Source organism: Porticoccus sp. GXU_MW_L64 (genome assembly GCF_052983295.1).
In genome coordinates, this window is sequence record NZ_JBRKJK010000007.1 from 14400 (window position 1) to 28592 (window position 14193).

At 57.4% G+C, this 14193-nt stretch carries 13 protein-coding genes; 7 read left to right on the top strand and 6 right to left on the bottom strand.

Annotated features, from left to right (window positions below; all coding sequences use genetic code 11):
- Positions 1-43: 43 nt before the first annotated feature.
- The gene (locus tag ACVBEJ_RS06660; RefSeq protein ID WP_447128835.1) at positions 44-3142 is read right to left on the bottom strand and encodes an efflux RND transporter permease subunit; all 3099 of its coding nucleotides are present in this window, start codon (positions 3140-3142) and stop codon (positions 44-46) included.
- Positions 3139-4344, bottom strand: coding sequence for an efflux RND transporter periplasmic adaptor subunit (locus ACVBEJ_RS06665; RefSeq protein WP_447128836.1), 1206 nt, complete (start codon positions 4342-4344; stop codon positions 3139-3141). The genes ACVBEJ_RS06660 and ACVBEJ_RS06665 overlap by 4 nt, the downstream gene beginning before the upstream one ends.
- 340 nt (positions 4345-4684) lie before the next feature.
- Here ACVBEJ_RS06665 and ACVBEJ_RS06670 point away from each other — a divergent pair, with 340 nt between their 5' ends.
- From ACVBEJ_RS06670 to ACVBEJ_RS06680, 3 genes are all read left to right on the top strand, one after another.
- Positions 4685-5206 carry a phosphatase PAP2 family protein gene (locus ACVBEJ_RS06670; RefSeq protein WP_447128837.1) on the top strand — a complete coding sequence of 174 codons (522 nt, stop codon included), beginning with the start codon at positions 4685-4687 and terminating at the stop codon, positions 5204-5206.
- Between the two features lie 31 nt (positions 5207-5237).
- On the top strand, positions 5238-6326 hold the full coding sequence (locus ACVBEJ_RS06675) for an MJ1255/VC2487 family glycosyltransferase (protein WP_447128838.1): 1089 nt from the start codon (positions 5238-5240) through the stop codon (positions 6324-6326).
- An 82-nt stretch (positions 6327-6408) separates the two neighbouring features.
- Positions 6409-7236, top strand: a complete 828-nt coding sequence (locus ACVBEJ_RS06680; protein ID WP_447128839.1) for a UDP-2,3-diacylglucosamine diphosphatase — start codon at positions 6409-6411, stop codon at positions 7234-7236.
- A gap of 52 nt (positions 7237-7288) precedes the next feature.
- Here the strand turns inward: ACVBEJ_RS06680 and ACVBEJ_RS06685 are convergent, their stop codons facing one another.
- Positions 7289-8650 carry a UDP-glucose dehydrogenase family protein gene (locus ACVBEJ_RS06685; protein WP_447128840.1) on the bottom strand — a complete coding sequence of 454 codons (1362 nt, stop codon included), beginning with the start codon at positions 8648-8650 and terminating at the stop codon, positions 7289-7291.
- Positions 8651-8829: 179 nt separating this feature from the next.
- On the bottom strand, positions 8830-9399 hold the full coding sequence (locus ACVBEJ_RS06690) for a DJ-1 family glyoxalase III (RefSeq protein ID WP_447128841.1): 570 nt from the start codon (positions 9397-9399) through the stop codon (positions 8830-8832).
- 131 nt (positions 9400-9530) lie between these two features.
- On the opposite strand from ACVBEJ_RS06690, the gene ACVBEJ_RS06695 reads away from it, so the two are divergent.
- From ACVBEJ_RS06695 to rsd, 4 genes are all read left to right on the top strand, one after another.
- Entirely contained in the window at positions 9531-9809 is a 279-nt protein-coding gene (locus ACVBEJ_RS06695) for a hypothetical protein (RefSeq protein ID WP_447128842.1), read from the top strand.
- A 16-nt stretch (positions 9810-9825) separates the two neighbouring features.
- Entirely contained in the window at positions 9826-11424 is a 1599-nt protein-coding gene (gene gshA, locus ACVBEJ_RS06700; RefSeq protein ID WP_447128843.1) for a glutamate--cysteine ligase, read from the top strand.
- A 136-nt stretch (positions 11425-11560) separates the two neighbouring features.
- Positions 11561-12082: a disulfide bond formation protein B gene (locus ACVBEJ_RS06705; protein WP_447128844.1), complete on the top strand. Its 522-nt coding sequence runs from the start codon at positions 11561-11563 to the stop codon at positions 12080-12082.
- 26 nt (positions 12083-12108) lie between these two features.
- Positions 12109-12579 carry a sigma D regulator gene (gene rsd, locus ACVBEJ_RS06710; protein ID WP_447128845.1) on the top strand — a complete coding sequence of 157 codons (471 nt, stop codon included), beginning with the start codon at positions 12109-12111 and terminating at the stop codon, positions 12577-12579.
- An 81-nt stretch (positions 12580-12660) separates the two neighbouring features.
- Here rsd and ACVBEJ_RS06715 read toward each other — a convergent pair whose 3' ends face one another.
- Complete coding sequence (locus tag ACVBEJ_RS06715) at positions 12661-13377, bottom strand: FKBP-type peptidyl-prolyl cis-trans isomerase (RefSeq protein ID WP_447128846.1); 717 nt, start codon at positions 13375-13377, stop codon at positions 12661-12663.
- Between the two features lie 7 nt (positions 13378-13384).
- Entirely contained in the window at positions 13385-14161 is a 777-nt protein-coding gene (locus ACVBEJ_RS06720) for an FKBP-type peptidyl-prolyl cis-trans isomerase (RefSeq protein ID WP_447128847.1), read from the bottom strand.
- Positions 14162-14193: the final 32 nt, after the last annotated feature.

The following is a 14193-nucleotide window of genomic DNA, read 5'->3' on the forward strand; positions in this document are numbered from 1 at the left end:
GATCGCCACCACTCCACAAAAAACACGACCCAAGGGCTATCGATCAGGCCGCAACTTTTTGGCGGCCACGAGTAAACACCCGCTTTACATCCTCCCCCAGCATATACAGGCAGGGCACTAGCAACAGCGTCACAAAGGTGGCGGCCACCACGCCCCAGGACAGGGACACAACCGTGGGAATCAGCCATTTCGCTTGCGTACTCTTTTCCATCAGAATCGGCATCAAGCCGAAGAAGGTGGTGATGGAGGTGAGTACGATGGGGCGGAAGCGATCTTTGGCGGCTTGCACAACAGATTCGAAAGCGTCCAAGCCCTCCTTGCGCAACTGATTGATGCGGTCGATCAACACCAGATTGTCGTTTACCACCACTCCCACCGCTGCCAACATACCCATCAGGCTCATCATGCTGAGCTGCATACCCATAGCCATGTGGCCGATAATGCCCCCAGCCAAACCAAAGGGCACTGCCGACAACACCAGCAGCGGTTGCCAGTAAGAGTGAAACAATATGGCAATCAAGCCAAAGATGGCCAGTACCACCAGCCACATCACCTTGCCAAATACCCCTTCAAACTCCTTGCGGTCTTTTTCCGCACCGTCCAGATCGAAACTGGTAGAAGGGTAAAGGGGTTTTACCGTTTCGTAAAAATAGTTTTGCACCTGAGTGGTGATTTCGTCGGTGGTTACCGAGTCGTCCACCAGATCGGCGCTGACTTTAATGGTGTGTTTGCGGTTGTTGCGTTCAATGGAAGGGGGCACCACACCATAGGAAACATCCGCCACCGACTGCAATGGCAGCTCCCGGCCATCGCCGGTGCGCAGCCGAAACTCTTTCAGGCTTTGCAAATTCTGACGGTCTTCCTTGGGGTAATGCACCATCACTTTCACGTCTTCCCGCAGGCGGGCGATGCGCTGGGCCTCCTCCCCAAAAAACGCCTGGCGCAGCTGACGCGCCACATCCGACAGGCCAACCCCCAGGGATTCCGCGCCGGGCTTGAGGGTAAATTGCATTTCCGCTGCGCCCCGGCGCAGGGAATCTTCCACTGTACCGACACCTTCCAGGCGCGCCATCTTTTGCGCCACCATGCTGGCGGCTTTGTCCAAGTCACGACTTTCGCTGCCTGAAATGACAAAACTCATGTCTTTGGATTGCCAGCGCCCCATGGTGGAGCGGGACTCAAACTGCTCTACATTTTGCAGCGGGCCAATTAACTGCTTCAATCGCAATTCCACTGTTCGGGACGACAGGTTGTGGTGCTCCGGACCCAGCATTTCCAGGCGGTAATTGACGGAATTGTCCCGCACCCGCAGGCGCATATTCTTGACGATGGGCTGACCATTATTGGCCATAAATTCTTCTTCCGAACGCATTTGCTCCACCGCACCTTCAATCTGGCGGGCAGTAGACAGCACTTGGTCCCAGGCCAGACCATCCACCAGCTCGATATTACCGCGCACAGTCTGACCGCTGATTTTCGGCCAGAAGGAGGCTTTTATCCAACCGCCCACATACAGCGAACCCACCAACACCAGCACCCCAAAAAATACCGCCGCTGTGGTACCCCGTTGAGTCACCGCACTGTGCACAAAGGGGCCGAACTTTTCGCGGGCGAACCAGCTCATGCCATTGGCGGTTTTCAAACGGGTGTTGTGCAGCCACAGCAAAAACGGGTTTTTCGGAGTGGTTTCCGGTTTCAAGTGGCGCAGGTGGCAGGGCAGAATCAAAAACGACTCCATCAACGAGATAGCCAGGGCAGGCAGTGCAATCAGCGGCACCACGGTAAACAGGCGCAAGCTTTGTTTGGGCAGCAGCAACATGGCACCGAACACCATCAGCGTGGTAATCACCGCCACCGATACCGGCTTTAACACACTGCTGGCACCTGCGATGGCGCCGGGCTCGTTGCGAATACCGCGCTCGTTGTGGCTGTGTATGGACTCGCCCACCATAATGGCGTCGTCCACCACAATGCCCAACACCAGCAAGAACGCAAACAGCGACAGAATATTGATGGAGATACCCAGCAGGGGCATCACCGCCAGGGTGCCCAGGTAGGAAATGCCTATACCCATCGCTACCCAGAACGCCAGCGCCGGGCGCAAAAACAGCACCAACAGCAAAAACACCAGTGCCAGACCACCCAGCGCATTTCCGCCCAGCAAATCCATGCGGTTTTTCAGGTAATCCGCCCGGTTGCGCCACACGGTAATGTCCACTTCCGGCGGCAGTTCGTTGCGCAGCTGTTGCAGCCGCTCCTTAACGATACGGGCGGTTTCAATAATATCCGGGTCGTGGCTGCTGTATACCTCTACAAACACCGCGGGCTTGCCGTTAAAGCGGGTCAGCAATTGCACGTCTTCGTGGCCGTCGGTCACCCGGGCCACTTCACCCAGGCGCACCCGGGTGCCGTCGGCGTTTTGCAGCACCACAATGTCTTCAAAGTCGTCGATGCTGTAGGCCTGTCCGGTGGTACGCAGCTGTATGGAGCCCTCTTCGGTGCGTATGCGACCGGCAGACTGGCTCACCGAGGCGCGGCGAATGGCACTGGCCACCTGCTCAAATGAAAGGTTATAACGTTTCAGGTTTTGTTCGGATACCTCTACAGAGATTTCCCCGCTGCGGGTGCCATCCACTCCCACATAGTCGGCACCGGGCACCGTGCTGAGGCTGTCGCGCACCTGCTCGCCAAGCTGCTTCAGAGACAGTTCATCCATCTCTGCAGCCACGGCAATTTCCATAATGCTTCTGCGGTTCACTTGCTCACGCACATTGGCCCGCTCTGCATCGTTGGGAATGCCGTTAATGGCATCCACCCGCGCCTTGGTTTCGTTGAGAATTTGTTGAATGTCGTAGTCCGGCAGAGCGGTAACACTCAGCTGCGCAGAGCCGCGAGAAGACACACTGACCATCTCTTTGATGCCGTCGATATCGCTGACTGCTTCTTCCAGGCGCAAAGTGATCTGTTCTTGCACCTCCTCCGGGGCGGCACCGGGGTAGGGGATGGTCACGTTGACCACATCCGGTGGTCTTTCCGGGAACATTTCCCGGTTGAGGTTGGGAATATTGACAATGCCGCCAATCAGAATCAGCAGCATGAGCAGGTTGGCCGCGATGGGGTTTTTGACAAACCAGGCAATCATAAGTGGCCTGCGGTGTTCAGGCCGTTGTTATTCAGCTCCGCTGTGGCGTTGGCGCCGTCTTGTATCAGCGGCTCGATGGCCATACCGCGAATCAACAGGGAAGGGCGCTCCAGCAATACCGCCGTGCCCATTTCCACACCGCGCACCAAAACGGTTTTGTCCGCCGTTTGCAGCACTTCGATGGGCTGCACTTGCAAGCGGTTATTGCTGTCCAGGGTCAGCAGATTACTGCGCTCATACAACGCAGCTCTGGGCAGTTCGATGGCGCCTTCAAAATCCCGACCCAGAATTTCGGCACGGACAAACAGCCCCGGGGAGAACGGAGGGGCACCATCCGCCCGGGGTTGGTAAGCCCCCCGCACTTCGGCAATGGCATTCACGACCCGGCTCTGGGTGTCAAAACTGGCTTCAGTGCGCACAATATGGCCCTGCCACTGGTACCTCACTCCGGCCACTTCCACCGTAAACGTCACTGGCACCTCGGCTTTGCCGGCGGCGTTTAACGGCACATCCACCAGCGCCAGCTGGCTGCCGGTGAGCGGCAGGGGCACCTCCATCACATCCGTGGCAAAAGCACTGCCCACCACCGCACCATTGCCGATACGCTGGCCCAATTGCACCGTCGCCTCTTGCAGGCGGCCACTGAATGGCGCTTTTAAAGTGGTGCGCTGCAAGTCCAGTTCAGCTTTTTGCAATTCCGCCAGTGCCACTTTTACGCTGGCTTCAGCGGCGGCAATTTGTGGCTTGCGCAAAAACAGTTCGTTGGCTTCGTCAGTGCCCAGCTCGCGCCATTCCCGCTGGGCCAGCTGCGCCTGGCCGCGCTCCTGGGCAAGGGTTTGTCTGGCCTGAGCCAGCTGTGCTTCCGCGCGGGCCAGCGCCACTTGATAGTCCAATGGCTCCACTGACAGCAATTCGTCGCCAGCGGAGAAAAAGCCACCGCTGACAAAATCGTCCGCCACCTGTATGACACGGCCAGAGGCTTCCGCCACCAAATCAATTTGCCATTTGGGGCGCACGGTACCGTGGCTGATTACCATGGCCTGACGAACAGAGGGCTGGGCGACCATCACCGGCAATGCCATGGGGCGGGCATTTACCTCGGGGCGCTGTTTGGTGCTGGGGGCGTATTCCAGAAGAACAAAGGCCACCGCGACACATGCCGCAAGAATGGCCAGAGGTAAAATTTTGCGTTGCTTGGGCACGATTGAGACGTTCCTTGGCTGAATGCACGGACAGTTTGCGCGGAATAAGAGTCATTATGGTGACCATAGTTACCATGTACCAGAGGCTTTTACCTAGATTTACATGGGCTTGCAGAGACCTGTGGGGTAGCATCCGCCCCAGCTCTGTTAGACAATAGCCACCGACAAGGTGCCGCCTTGCTGCCCGCGGCCACAATATTGTCTTTTTTCTGTTGCCAAACTGTCATATACCCCCTCTACGCTCTGCGCAAATGCAGCTAAAACAACGTATTACAGGGCAAAGTGATGGGGTGTGGCAGAGATGAGCCGGGCAGCGCAGCAAACCAGCATTTGGAGCAGTATGAAAGTTTTTCAGGCCATTCATCAGTTCGATGTACAGGCCTTTATGTGGTGCATGCGGCGCAAACACCTGGCGCTGTGGTCACGGCTCAGTCGCGGCGTGTCGTTTACCGCAGACGGTTACTTTTATCCGCTGATCGCCATTGCTCTACTGCTGCTTGCGGGGCCACGGGGCGAGCGCGCCTTTTGGGTCATTCTCGCCGCCTACGGGGTGGAGCGCTGCATTTACTTCGCCTTGAAAAATGGCCTCAAAAGAGATCGTCCGGCCCAGGCCCTGCCGGAGTTCACAAGTTTTATCACACCTTCCGACAAATTCAGCCTGCCCTCCGGCCACACCTCGGCGGCCTTTCTGATGGCGGGCATACTCTGCCACCTGTTCGCACCACTGGTGTGGCTGCTGTACCCCTGGGCCTGCCTGGTGGGTGCCTCGCGGGTGTTCCTGGGCGTGCACTTCCCCACCGATATTCTGGCGGGCGCCACCATGGGCAGTTCAATCGCACTGATGGCGGTGCCCTGGCTGTAGCCCCTTCGCGCGCCACTGTAAAGGTGGCGGCATGAATATTCTCTACGGCGTACAGGCTACCGGTAATGGCCACATTACCCGGGCACGGGCGATGGCGCCTGCTTTGCAGGAGCAGGGCCTGAACGTGGATTATCTGTTTTCCGGCCGCAGCCCCGACAAACTGTTCGATATGGAGCCCTTTGGCGATTATCGCTGCCGCCAGGGTCTGAGTTTTTGCACCGAGCGCGGCAAAATCGCCCTGTGGCCCACCGCCAAAGCCATCAAGCCACTGAACTTTTTCCGCGAACTGGTGCAGCTGGATGTGTCCACCTACGACCTGATTATCAGCGATTTTGAACCGATAACCGCCTGGGCCGGCTTTATGGCCGGCGTACCGGTAGTTGGGCTGGGTCATCAATACGCCTTTATGCACCCCATCCCCCAGCACCGGGGGTCGCCTATCGCGCGGCTGGTCACACGCTGGTTTGCCCCTGCCAAAGTGCGCCTGGGCCTGCACTGGCATCATTTTGACCAACCCATACTGCCACCCATTGCGCCGGTTTCCATAAAACCACTGCCCGTGGAGAAAAACCTCTACCTGGTATATTTGCCGTTTGAATGTCTGGATTCCATCCGCCAGTTTTTGCAGCCGTTCAAAGACTATCGCTTTGCCATCTACCACCCCCAGGCAGAGCGAACAGACGAGGGCCACCTGCACTTTTACCCGCCGTCGCGCAGTGGCTTTCACCGCACCATGGCACAGGCCTGCGGGGTGATTGGCAATGCCGGTTTTGGCCTCGCCAGCGAAGCCTTGCAGATTGGCAAAAAACTATTGATCAAACCCCTGGCAGGGCAGCCGGAACAGTTGTCCAATGCCCTCACGCTGGAGCTGCTGGAACTGGCTCAGACCATGGACAAACTGGACCCGGCCACTGCCGGTCAGTGGCTCGAACAAGGTGCCATGCACAAAATTGACTACCCGGATGTGGCCACCGCAGTAGCCCAGTGGATCGCCGCCGGCGACCTGACCTCCATTTCCGAGCTGGCCAACGAGCTGTGGCGCAAATCCAGTTGCGTGGAGTCTCGCGCCTTTGCGGTGAATGTACTGGGGGAGTGGTTGTATCTGCCAGAACTGAGCTGAATTCGTCATACGCCCTTAATATAAGCGTCAAGTGATTGTAACCCGGCCCCTCTACCTTGGCAGAAAAATCAAGGGGCCAACCATGAACAACCTGCAACGACCTCTGGCGTTTAACACTCTATTCCTGTCCGACATCCACCTCGGCGACAAAAGCTGCAAGGCCGATTTTCTGCTCAACCTGCTCGATCAGGTGCAGTGCAACACACTCTATTTGATCGGCGACATTATCGACCTGTGGGTAATGAAAGGTGGCATTCGCTGGCCCGCCAGCCATCAGAAAGTGCTTGACCGGCTAACGCAGCTGGCCGCATCGGGCACCGAGGTTATTTACGTGCCCGGCAACCACGACGAGCCCATGCGCAACTACGTAGGCAGCCAGCTGATGGGGGTGGAGCTGCACAGGGAGTACGTTCACACCACCGCCGACAACCGCAAACTGCTGTTGCTGCACGGCGACGAATTTGACTCCGCCATTATCTTCAGCCCGCTGCAACGGCTGATCGGATATTGCTCATACAGCCTGCTATTGACCATCAATGGCATCAACAACCGGGTGCGCCGCTGGCTCAAACTGCCTTACTGGTCGCTGGCCTACTACATCAAAAACAAAGTGGCTAACGCCCGCCGCGCCATTGAAACCTTCGAGCGCGCCGCTGCGGACGAGGCCAGAAGGCGAGGCTTTGATGGCATTGTCTGCGGCCACATTCACCAACCGGAAATTCGTCACTACGGCGACACTCTGTACTGCAACGATGGCGACTGGCTGGAAAGCTGCACCGCCCTGGTGGAAAACCGCGATGGCAGCCTGGAATTGCTGCACTGGGCGGACTATCAGCAAACGGTGAAGGCCGAACCCGCCGCCAACGACGAGCACGCGGTGATTGCATCCCTGCCGTTGCGGGCGGTTTGAGGTTCGGGTTGGGGTGATGCAGTACCTTCCCGGGTTTCACCCGGGCTACGTGTCAGGCGACCTTGGCGATTGAGGCAACCTGCTTGGCGCGGGCGCTGCGGCCGATTCCGAAGTAGTCGAAACCCTGCTCCTGAATCCGTTTTGGTTCGTAGAGGTTGCGACCATCGAAGATCACCGGTTTTCTCAACTGTTGGTGCAATGCGACAAAATCCGGTGCCCAGAATGCCTTCCATTCAGTGCACACAATCAGGGCATCGGCACCGCTGGCGGCCGCTTCTTTGGTACCGGTGAGCACCAGGTCGTCGCGCACGCCGTACATACCCTGAATGGCATCCATTGCGTGAGGGTCATAGGCTCTCACCCTGGCACCGCTGCGCCACAGTTGCGCCATCAATTCTCGGCTGGGTGCCTCGCGCACGTCATCGGTATTGGGTTTGAAAGCCAGCCCCCAGATAGCAAAGGTCTTGCCTTCCAGTTCACCATTAAAGTAATGGTATATCTTCTCAAACAGGCGGCGCTTCTGGCGCTCGTTGACCTGATCCACCGCTTTCAGCAAGTGGCTGACATAGCCGTTGTTGACCGCCGAGGCTTCCAGGGCGCGTACATCTTTGGGAAAGCAAGAACCGCCGTAACCACAACCGGGGTAGATAAAGTGATAGCCGATGCGCGGGTCGGCACCAATGCCCTGACGCACGCTTTCAATGTCTGCCCCCAGGTTTTCGGCGATATTGGCGATCTCGTTGATAAAGCTGATTTTGGTGGCGAGCATGGCGTTGGCGGCGTATTTGGTCAGCTCGGCGGAGCGTACATCCATTGCCATCAGGCGCTCGTGGTTGCGATTGAAGGGGGCGTACAGCTCGCGCATCAACTGCTCCACACGGGGGGAGTCGGTGCCCACCACAATGCGATCCGGCTTCATAAAATCGTGAATCGCCGAACCTTCTTTAAGGAACTCCGGGTTGCAGGCCACTTCTGCGCCGGGGTTGACGCCACGTTCGTCAAAACAAGCCTGTAGCGCGGCACGCACCCGGTCGGCGGTACCAACGGGCACCGTGGACTTGGTGACCACCACAGCCGGGTGATCCAGATAATGGCCGATGGTACTGGCCACTTGCAGCACGCTCTGCACATCCGCCGAGCCGTCTTCATTGGCCGGGGTACCCACCGCAATAAATTGCACCTCGCCGTGAGTCACCGCAGCGGCCATGTCTGTGGTAAAGCGCAACAGGTTTTGGCGCAAACCACCTTGCAGGTAAGCATCCAGCCCGGGTTCAAAGATCGGGCTGACACCGTTGTTGAGCTGCGCCACCTTGTCGGCATCAATATCGGCACAGACCACATCGTGACCCACCTGGGACAGACAGGCTCCGGTCACCAAACCTACATAGCCACCGCCAAAAACCGTTACTCGCATAATAGAATCCTCTCGTTATGGAGAGCACTCTATGTCTGGTTAGTGACGGCTATATGGCGCTGATATTGCGGTTTGATTGCAGTGCAAAATGGTTCAGAACGATGCGTAGGGTGGACTAGGCGCGCAGCGACGTAATCCACCAGAGTACAGACAGCATAGGCTGGTGCCACAAGTTCAGCCTAGAGGTAAATCGCCTCAGCCACCATAGGCTCGCCCACTTCACTGCGCTTGTGGCTGCCGTACAACTGTTCCACCAGTGCCAGGGCAAACTCCAGGGTGGTGCCCGGCCCCTGGCTGGTGATGCAGTTGCCATCCACCAATACCCGCGACTGGTTGTCCACCACAGCCGCATCCATCTGCTGGTAAGCCGGGTGGCCGGTGGCTTTTTTGTCGGCCAGTAAACCGCTGGTGGCGAGCACCAACGCCGGTGACGCGCAGATGGCGGCATACAGTTTGCCCGCAACGGCCTGCTGCTTGAGCAGGTCGATCAGCCGCGGCGTGTCGCGCATGTGCTCTGCACCGGGAATGCCGCCGGGTACAGCGATTAAATCCCAGTTGTCGCCACAATCGTCGATATGGCTGTCTGCGGTTATCTGTATTCCATGAGCAGTGGTCACCGCCACGCGCCCCCCGGGGGCGACACTGGCCAGGGTAACCTCGGCACCAGCGCGACGCAGTACGTCGACAATGGTGACCACTTCGATGTCTTCACTGCCATCAGCAATAGGGATAAGGACTCGTTTTGTCATAGCGTTGCAGTTCCAATTGGTGAAAGTGTCGGGTTACACTGTCAGTGCACAGCGTGGGAGCCCATCCTTCCCCTTAATGCACGCCCAGTCAAGCGCGTTTAAGAGTATTCAGCCAGGAGAGTTCGATCAATATGACCGTGTTTATTTTGCAGAATCAGCATGGCCAATACCTGAATAAAGAAGGCGAGTGGATAGCCGGCAGCGACGCCACTGCCCTGTTCCGCAGCCCTCATCACGATGTGGCGCTCAACCAGTTGGTCGAGGCCAACGCCAAAGACTATTCCCTGCGCGCTGCAGTCGTTGCCTGCGAACTGGATTCCAGAGGCCGACCGCTGTTAAGCGCTACCGAACAACAGCCAACAGCGCCGGAACACGCCACCCATGAAGCTGTCGTAGAATTGGCCAGCTAGCACCCCGGAGTTTGTTTTGTCCAACGATTGTGAGCAGCTGAAGCAGCGCCTGTCCCTGCTGAGCCAAGCCAACCATCAGCAACTGTTGAGTGGTATTCGCCACGGCGTAGAAAAGGAAAGTCTGCGGGTAACTCCACAGGGCCAACTGGCACTAACGCCACATCCGGCTACCTTGGGTTCCACCCTCACCCACCCCGCCATCACCACCGACTTTTCCGAGGCGTTGCTGGAGTTTATTACCGAACCGGTTCACAGCCACCAGACCACGCTCGATACCCTGGAACAACTGCATCGCTATACCTATCGCCAGATAGGTGACGAGCTGTTGTGGGTCAACAGCATGCCCTGCGTGCTGGGAGCTGACGAGGACATTCCCGAAGCCCGCTACGGCCCATCCAATGTGGGCACCATGAAGCGAACCTACCGCATTGGTTTGGGGCATCGCTACGGCCGCCTGATGCAGACCATTGCCGGCATTCACTACAATTTTTCCCTGCCCGATGAACTCTGGCAGACATTGCAGGCGGCGGACGACCACAGCGGTTCATTGCAGGACTACAAAACCGAGGGTTATCTGGGGCTGATTCGCAATTTCCGCCGCAACTTCTGGCTGTTGATGTACCTGTTCGGCGCCTCGCCAGCGGTGTGCCGCAGCTTTGTCAGAAACCGCCCCCACAAACTGCAACCGGTGGGGCCCGACAACCACAGCTTGCACGCCCCGCTTGGTACCTCTCTGCGCATGGGCGACCTGGGTTACCAAAGCTCTGCCCAGGATTCACTGGTGGTGTGCTACAACACCCTCGACCAGTACATACATACTCTGCGGGGGGCACTCGCCAGGCCCTATCCAGGCTATGAGAGTATCGGTCTGAAAGACCCGGACGGCAGCTACCGGCAGCTCAACACCCACATGCTGCAAATTGAAAACGAGTTTTACAGCCTGATTCGCCCCAAGCGCACCACCTATTCCGGCGAACCGCCAGTGCGAGCCCTGTGGGAGCGGGGAATCGAGTACATTGAAGTGCGTTGCCTGGACATGAACCCGCTGTTACCGGTGGGCATCAGTGCCGAGCAAATGCGCTTTATCGACACCTTCCTGGTTATGTGCCTGCTGAGCGACAGCCCCACAACCTACACCGCCGAATACCAAGGCATTCTGGAAAACCAGCGCCGCATGGTGTATCGCGGGCGCGACCCGGAGCTGAGCCTGTTGCGACGCGAAACTGAAGTATCTGCAAAGGTCTGGCGAGATGAAATGCTGTCCGCCATGGCACCGGTAGCCACGCTGCTGGACACCGCCAATGGCGGCGATGACTACAGCGCGGCGCTGGCACAGTATGCACAACTGGCGGACAACCCCGATGCCACTCCATCGGCACAGCTGACGGAGGAGATGCACCGCACCGGCCATACCTTCTTCCAGTGCGCCCTGCAACACGCCCGTCAGCACCGGGAGTACTTTATGGATTCGCCCCTTGATGCCGCTCTGGAAGAACAATTCCAGCAACAGGCCCGAGACTCGCTGGCCAAACAGCGGGAAATCGAAGCGGCGGACGAAATACCCTTCGACGAGTTTTTGGCCAATTACTACCGGGGTTGTGAATTCGACCTGTAAATGTCTGCGCTGGCAACAGGCGCTTGCCATGTAGCGCCTGTTCACCAATCTTTACGTTGACCGATTGCAGGCCAAAAGCGCTTTCTGCCATACTCGCCCCCACGTCTACATTCACCCCCAATTCCATGGATGAGCGATGTTAAATAGCCGTTTACCTTCTGTCAGAACCTGCTTTCTGATTATTTTCCTCACCTGCTGCGGTCTCATGGGCACGGCCTTTTTCATGCAGGAGGTGATGGAGCTGGAACCCTGTTACATGTGCATTCTGCAACGCATTTTTGTGATGGCCACCGGCGCCGCAGCGCTGCTGGCGGTAGTGCACAACCCCGGGCAGCTGGGAGTGCGTATCTACTCCCTGTTGACCGCAGCCATGGCGCTGACCGGCAGCTTCTTTTCCGGCAAACAACTGTGGCTGCAAAGCCTGCCCAAAGATCACCCCTATATCCCCGACTGCGGCGCCTCGGTGGACTACCTGTTTCAGGTGGAATCCTTCACTACCGCCCTCAGCAAACTGCTGCGCGGCGATGGCAACTGCGCCGAGGTACAGTGGACATTCCTGGGGCTGAGCATCCCCGGCTGGACACTGATCTGTTTTATCAGCCTGGCCGCTCTCGCCCTGTGGCAGTTCGGCCGCAAGACCGATAAAATCACCCCCTGAACAAAAACACATAAGAACCCAACAACATGTTAGAAAACTGCAAGTCACTGCAAGATCGCTGGGGCGGCGTCAGCGAGATCATCGACCGCTGGTTACAGAACCGCCAGGAGCTGCTGGTGGGCTACTGCGAGCTGAGCAATGTGCCGCAATTTGACAGCGGCAACCCGGAGCACGGCAGCCAGTTGCAAACCCTGTGTGAAAACCTGGTGGACTACATTTCCGCCGGCCACTTTGAGGTGTATCAGCAATTGATGGAGGAGGGCCGCGCCTTTGGCGACAAAGAGGCACTCAACGAAGCCAGCCAGCTACTTACCGATGTTCACCAGGCCACTCAGTCGGCGCTGGATTTCAACGACAAATACCTGGCCACCGATGATCTGGAAGCCCTGTCCGTGGATTTGTCGCAACTGGGGGAATCCCTGGCGGCGCGCTTTGAAATTGAAGACCGCATGATCGAGGTGCTGCATAACGCCCATCAAACACAGGTACAGGGCTGAGATTTCCGCGCCACCCTTTCCCAGCCATCAAAAAAGCCCCGGCAGTAAAACACTGGCGGGGCTTTTTTATTGGCTGCCACATCAGCCTTCAGGGTTCACCCGGAACAGCTCCACTTCAAAAATCAGCGTGGAGTTGGCGCCAATATGCGGGGGGCGACTCTGGGGCCCGTAAGCCAGCTGCGAGGGAATATAAAATTGGTACTTGCTGCCCTCTTTCATCAGCTGCAAGCCTTCTGTCCACCCGGGGATTACCCGGTTTAATGGGAAAGATATCTTTTCGTCGCGCTGAACCGAGCTGTCGAATACCGTGCCGTCGATCAAGGTGCCGTGATAGTGCACCTCCACCGTATCGGTGGCACTGGGGCTGGCGCCTTCACCATCGCTGATCACCTTGTACTGCAAGCCACTGGCCGTGGTGACAACACCGTCTTTCTGGCCATTCTCTGCCAGGAATGCCTGTCCTGCTTCCAAATTGGCCTGGGCTACTTCCCTGGCCAGGGTTTCCCGGCGCACAATCACATAGTTGCCGGCGGTACTTTCCACCAGTGCCGCAGCTGCTTCATCACTCACCTGTGCGGGAGTGTCTGCAAGGGCATCGCGGGCACCCTGGGCAACGGCATCCGCGTTGGGCGTTACCCCTTCGCGCTGCAGTTGCCGGGTCATTTCGTAGCCCATCAGATAACTGGCTTTATTGTCTTTGCTTTCCAAGGTGAGAGGCTCCGTTTTTTTCTCCTGGCCACAGCCAGCAAGTACTGCAACTGCCAGCAATGCGCTGGCCATAGGTAGGGTTTTGTTCATGGACTGTTTACTCCTGTTCTGTATTTTCTGCCGGGGTAATCTTCAACAGCTCCACATCGAACTGCAACACTGCATTGGGTGGAATACTGCCGGTACCACCGGGGCCGTAAGCCAGGTCAGCGGGGATGGACAGCTGCCATTTGTCGCCCTCTTTCATCAATTGCAGGGCTTCTGTCCAGCCGGGGATCACTTGATTGACCTGAAAACTGGCGGGCACACCGCGCTTTATGGAGCTGTCGAATTCGGTGCCGTCCAGCAACGTGCCGCGATAATGCACTTCTACGGTATCGGTGGCACCGGGAGTGGCACCATTGCCAGAGGCCAGCACTTTGTATTGCAAACCGCTGTCCGTGGTCGTAACACCGTCTTTGTCCGCATTTTCTGTCAGAAATTTCTCACCGGCAGCCAGATTTTCCTCGGCCTGCTGGTTAAACTGCGCTTCTGCTTGAGCCTGCAGCTGCTGCTGTTGTTGCATCGCTTCCTGCTGCCGGGCCAACTGGTCGTTTTCGAAGGTTTGCAGTACCGCCTTGATTTCTTCCTGGGTGAGCCGTTCCTTCTTGGCTGCCACATCCAGAATACCCAGCGCCACCGCTTTGGCATCCAGATGAACGCCACGGGCGTTCCAGCTTGACGCAGTATCCAGGCCTACCAGATAACTGACTTTCTGTTGCTGGGTGGTCAGTTCCAACTCCGTCTGTTCGGCAGTGGATTGCTGCTCCTGATTACAGCCCGCCAACGCTATCAGCAGCGCGCCTGCGGCTATTGAGCCAGTTCGTTTTATCAAGATTATTCCCTCCAATTTCGTACAAATCACAA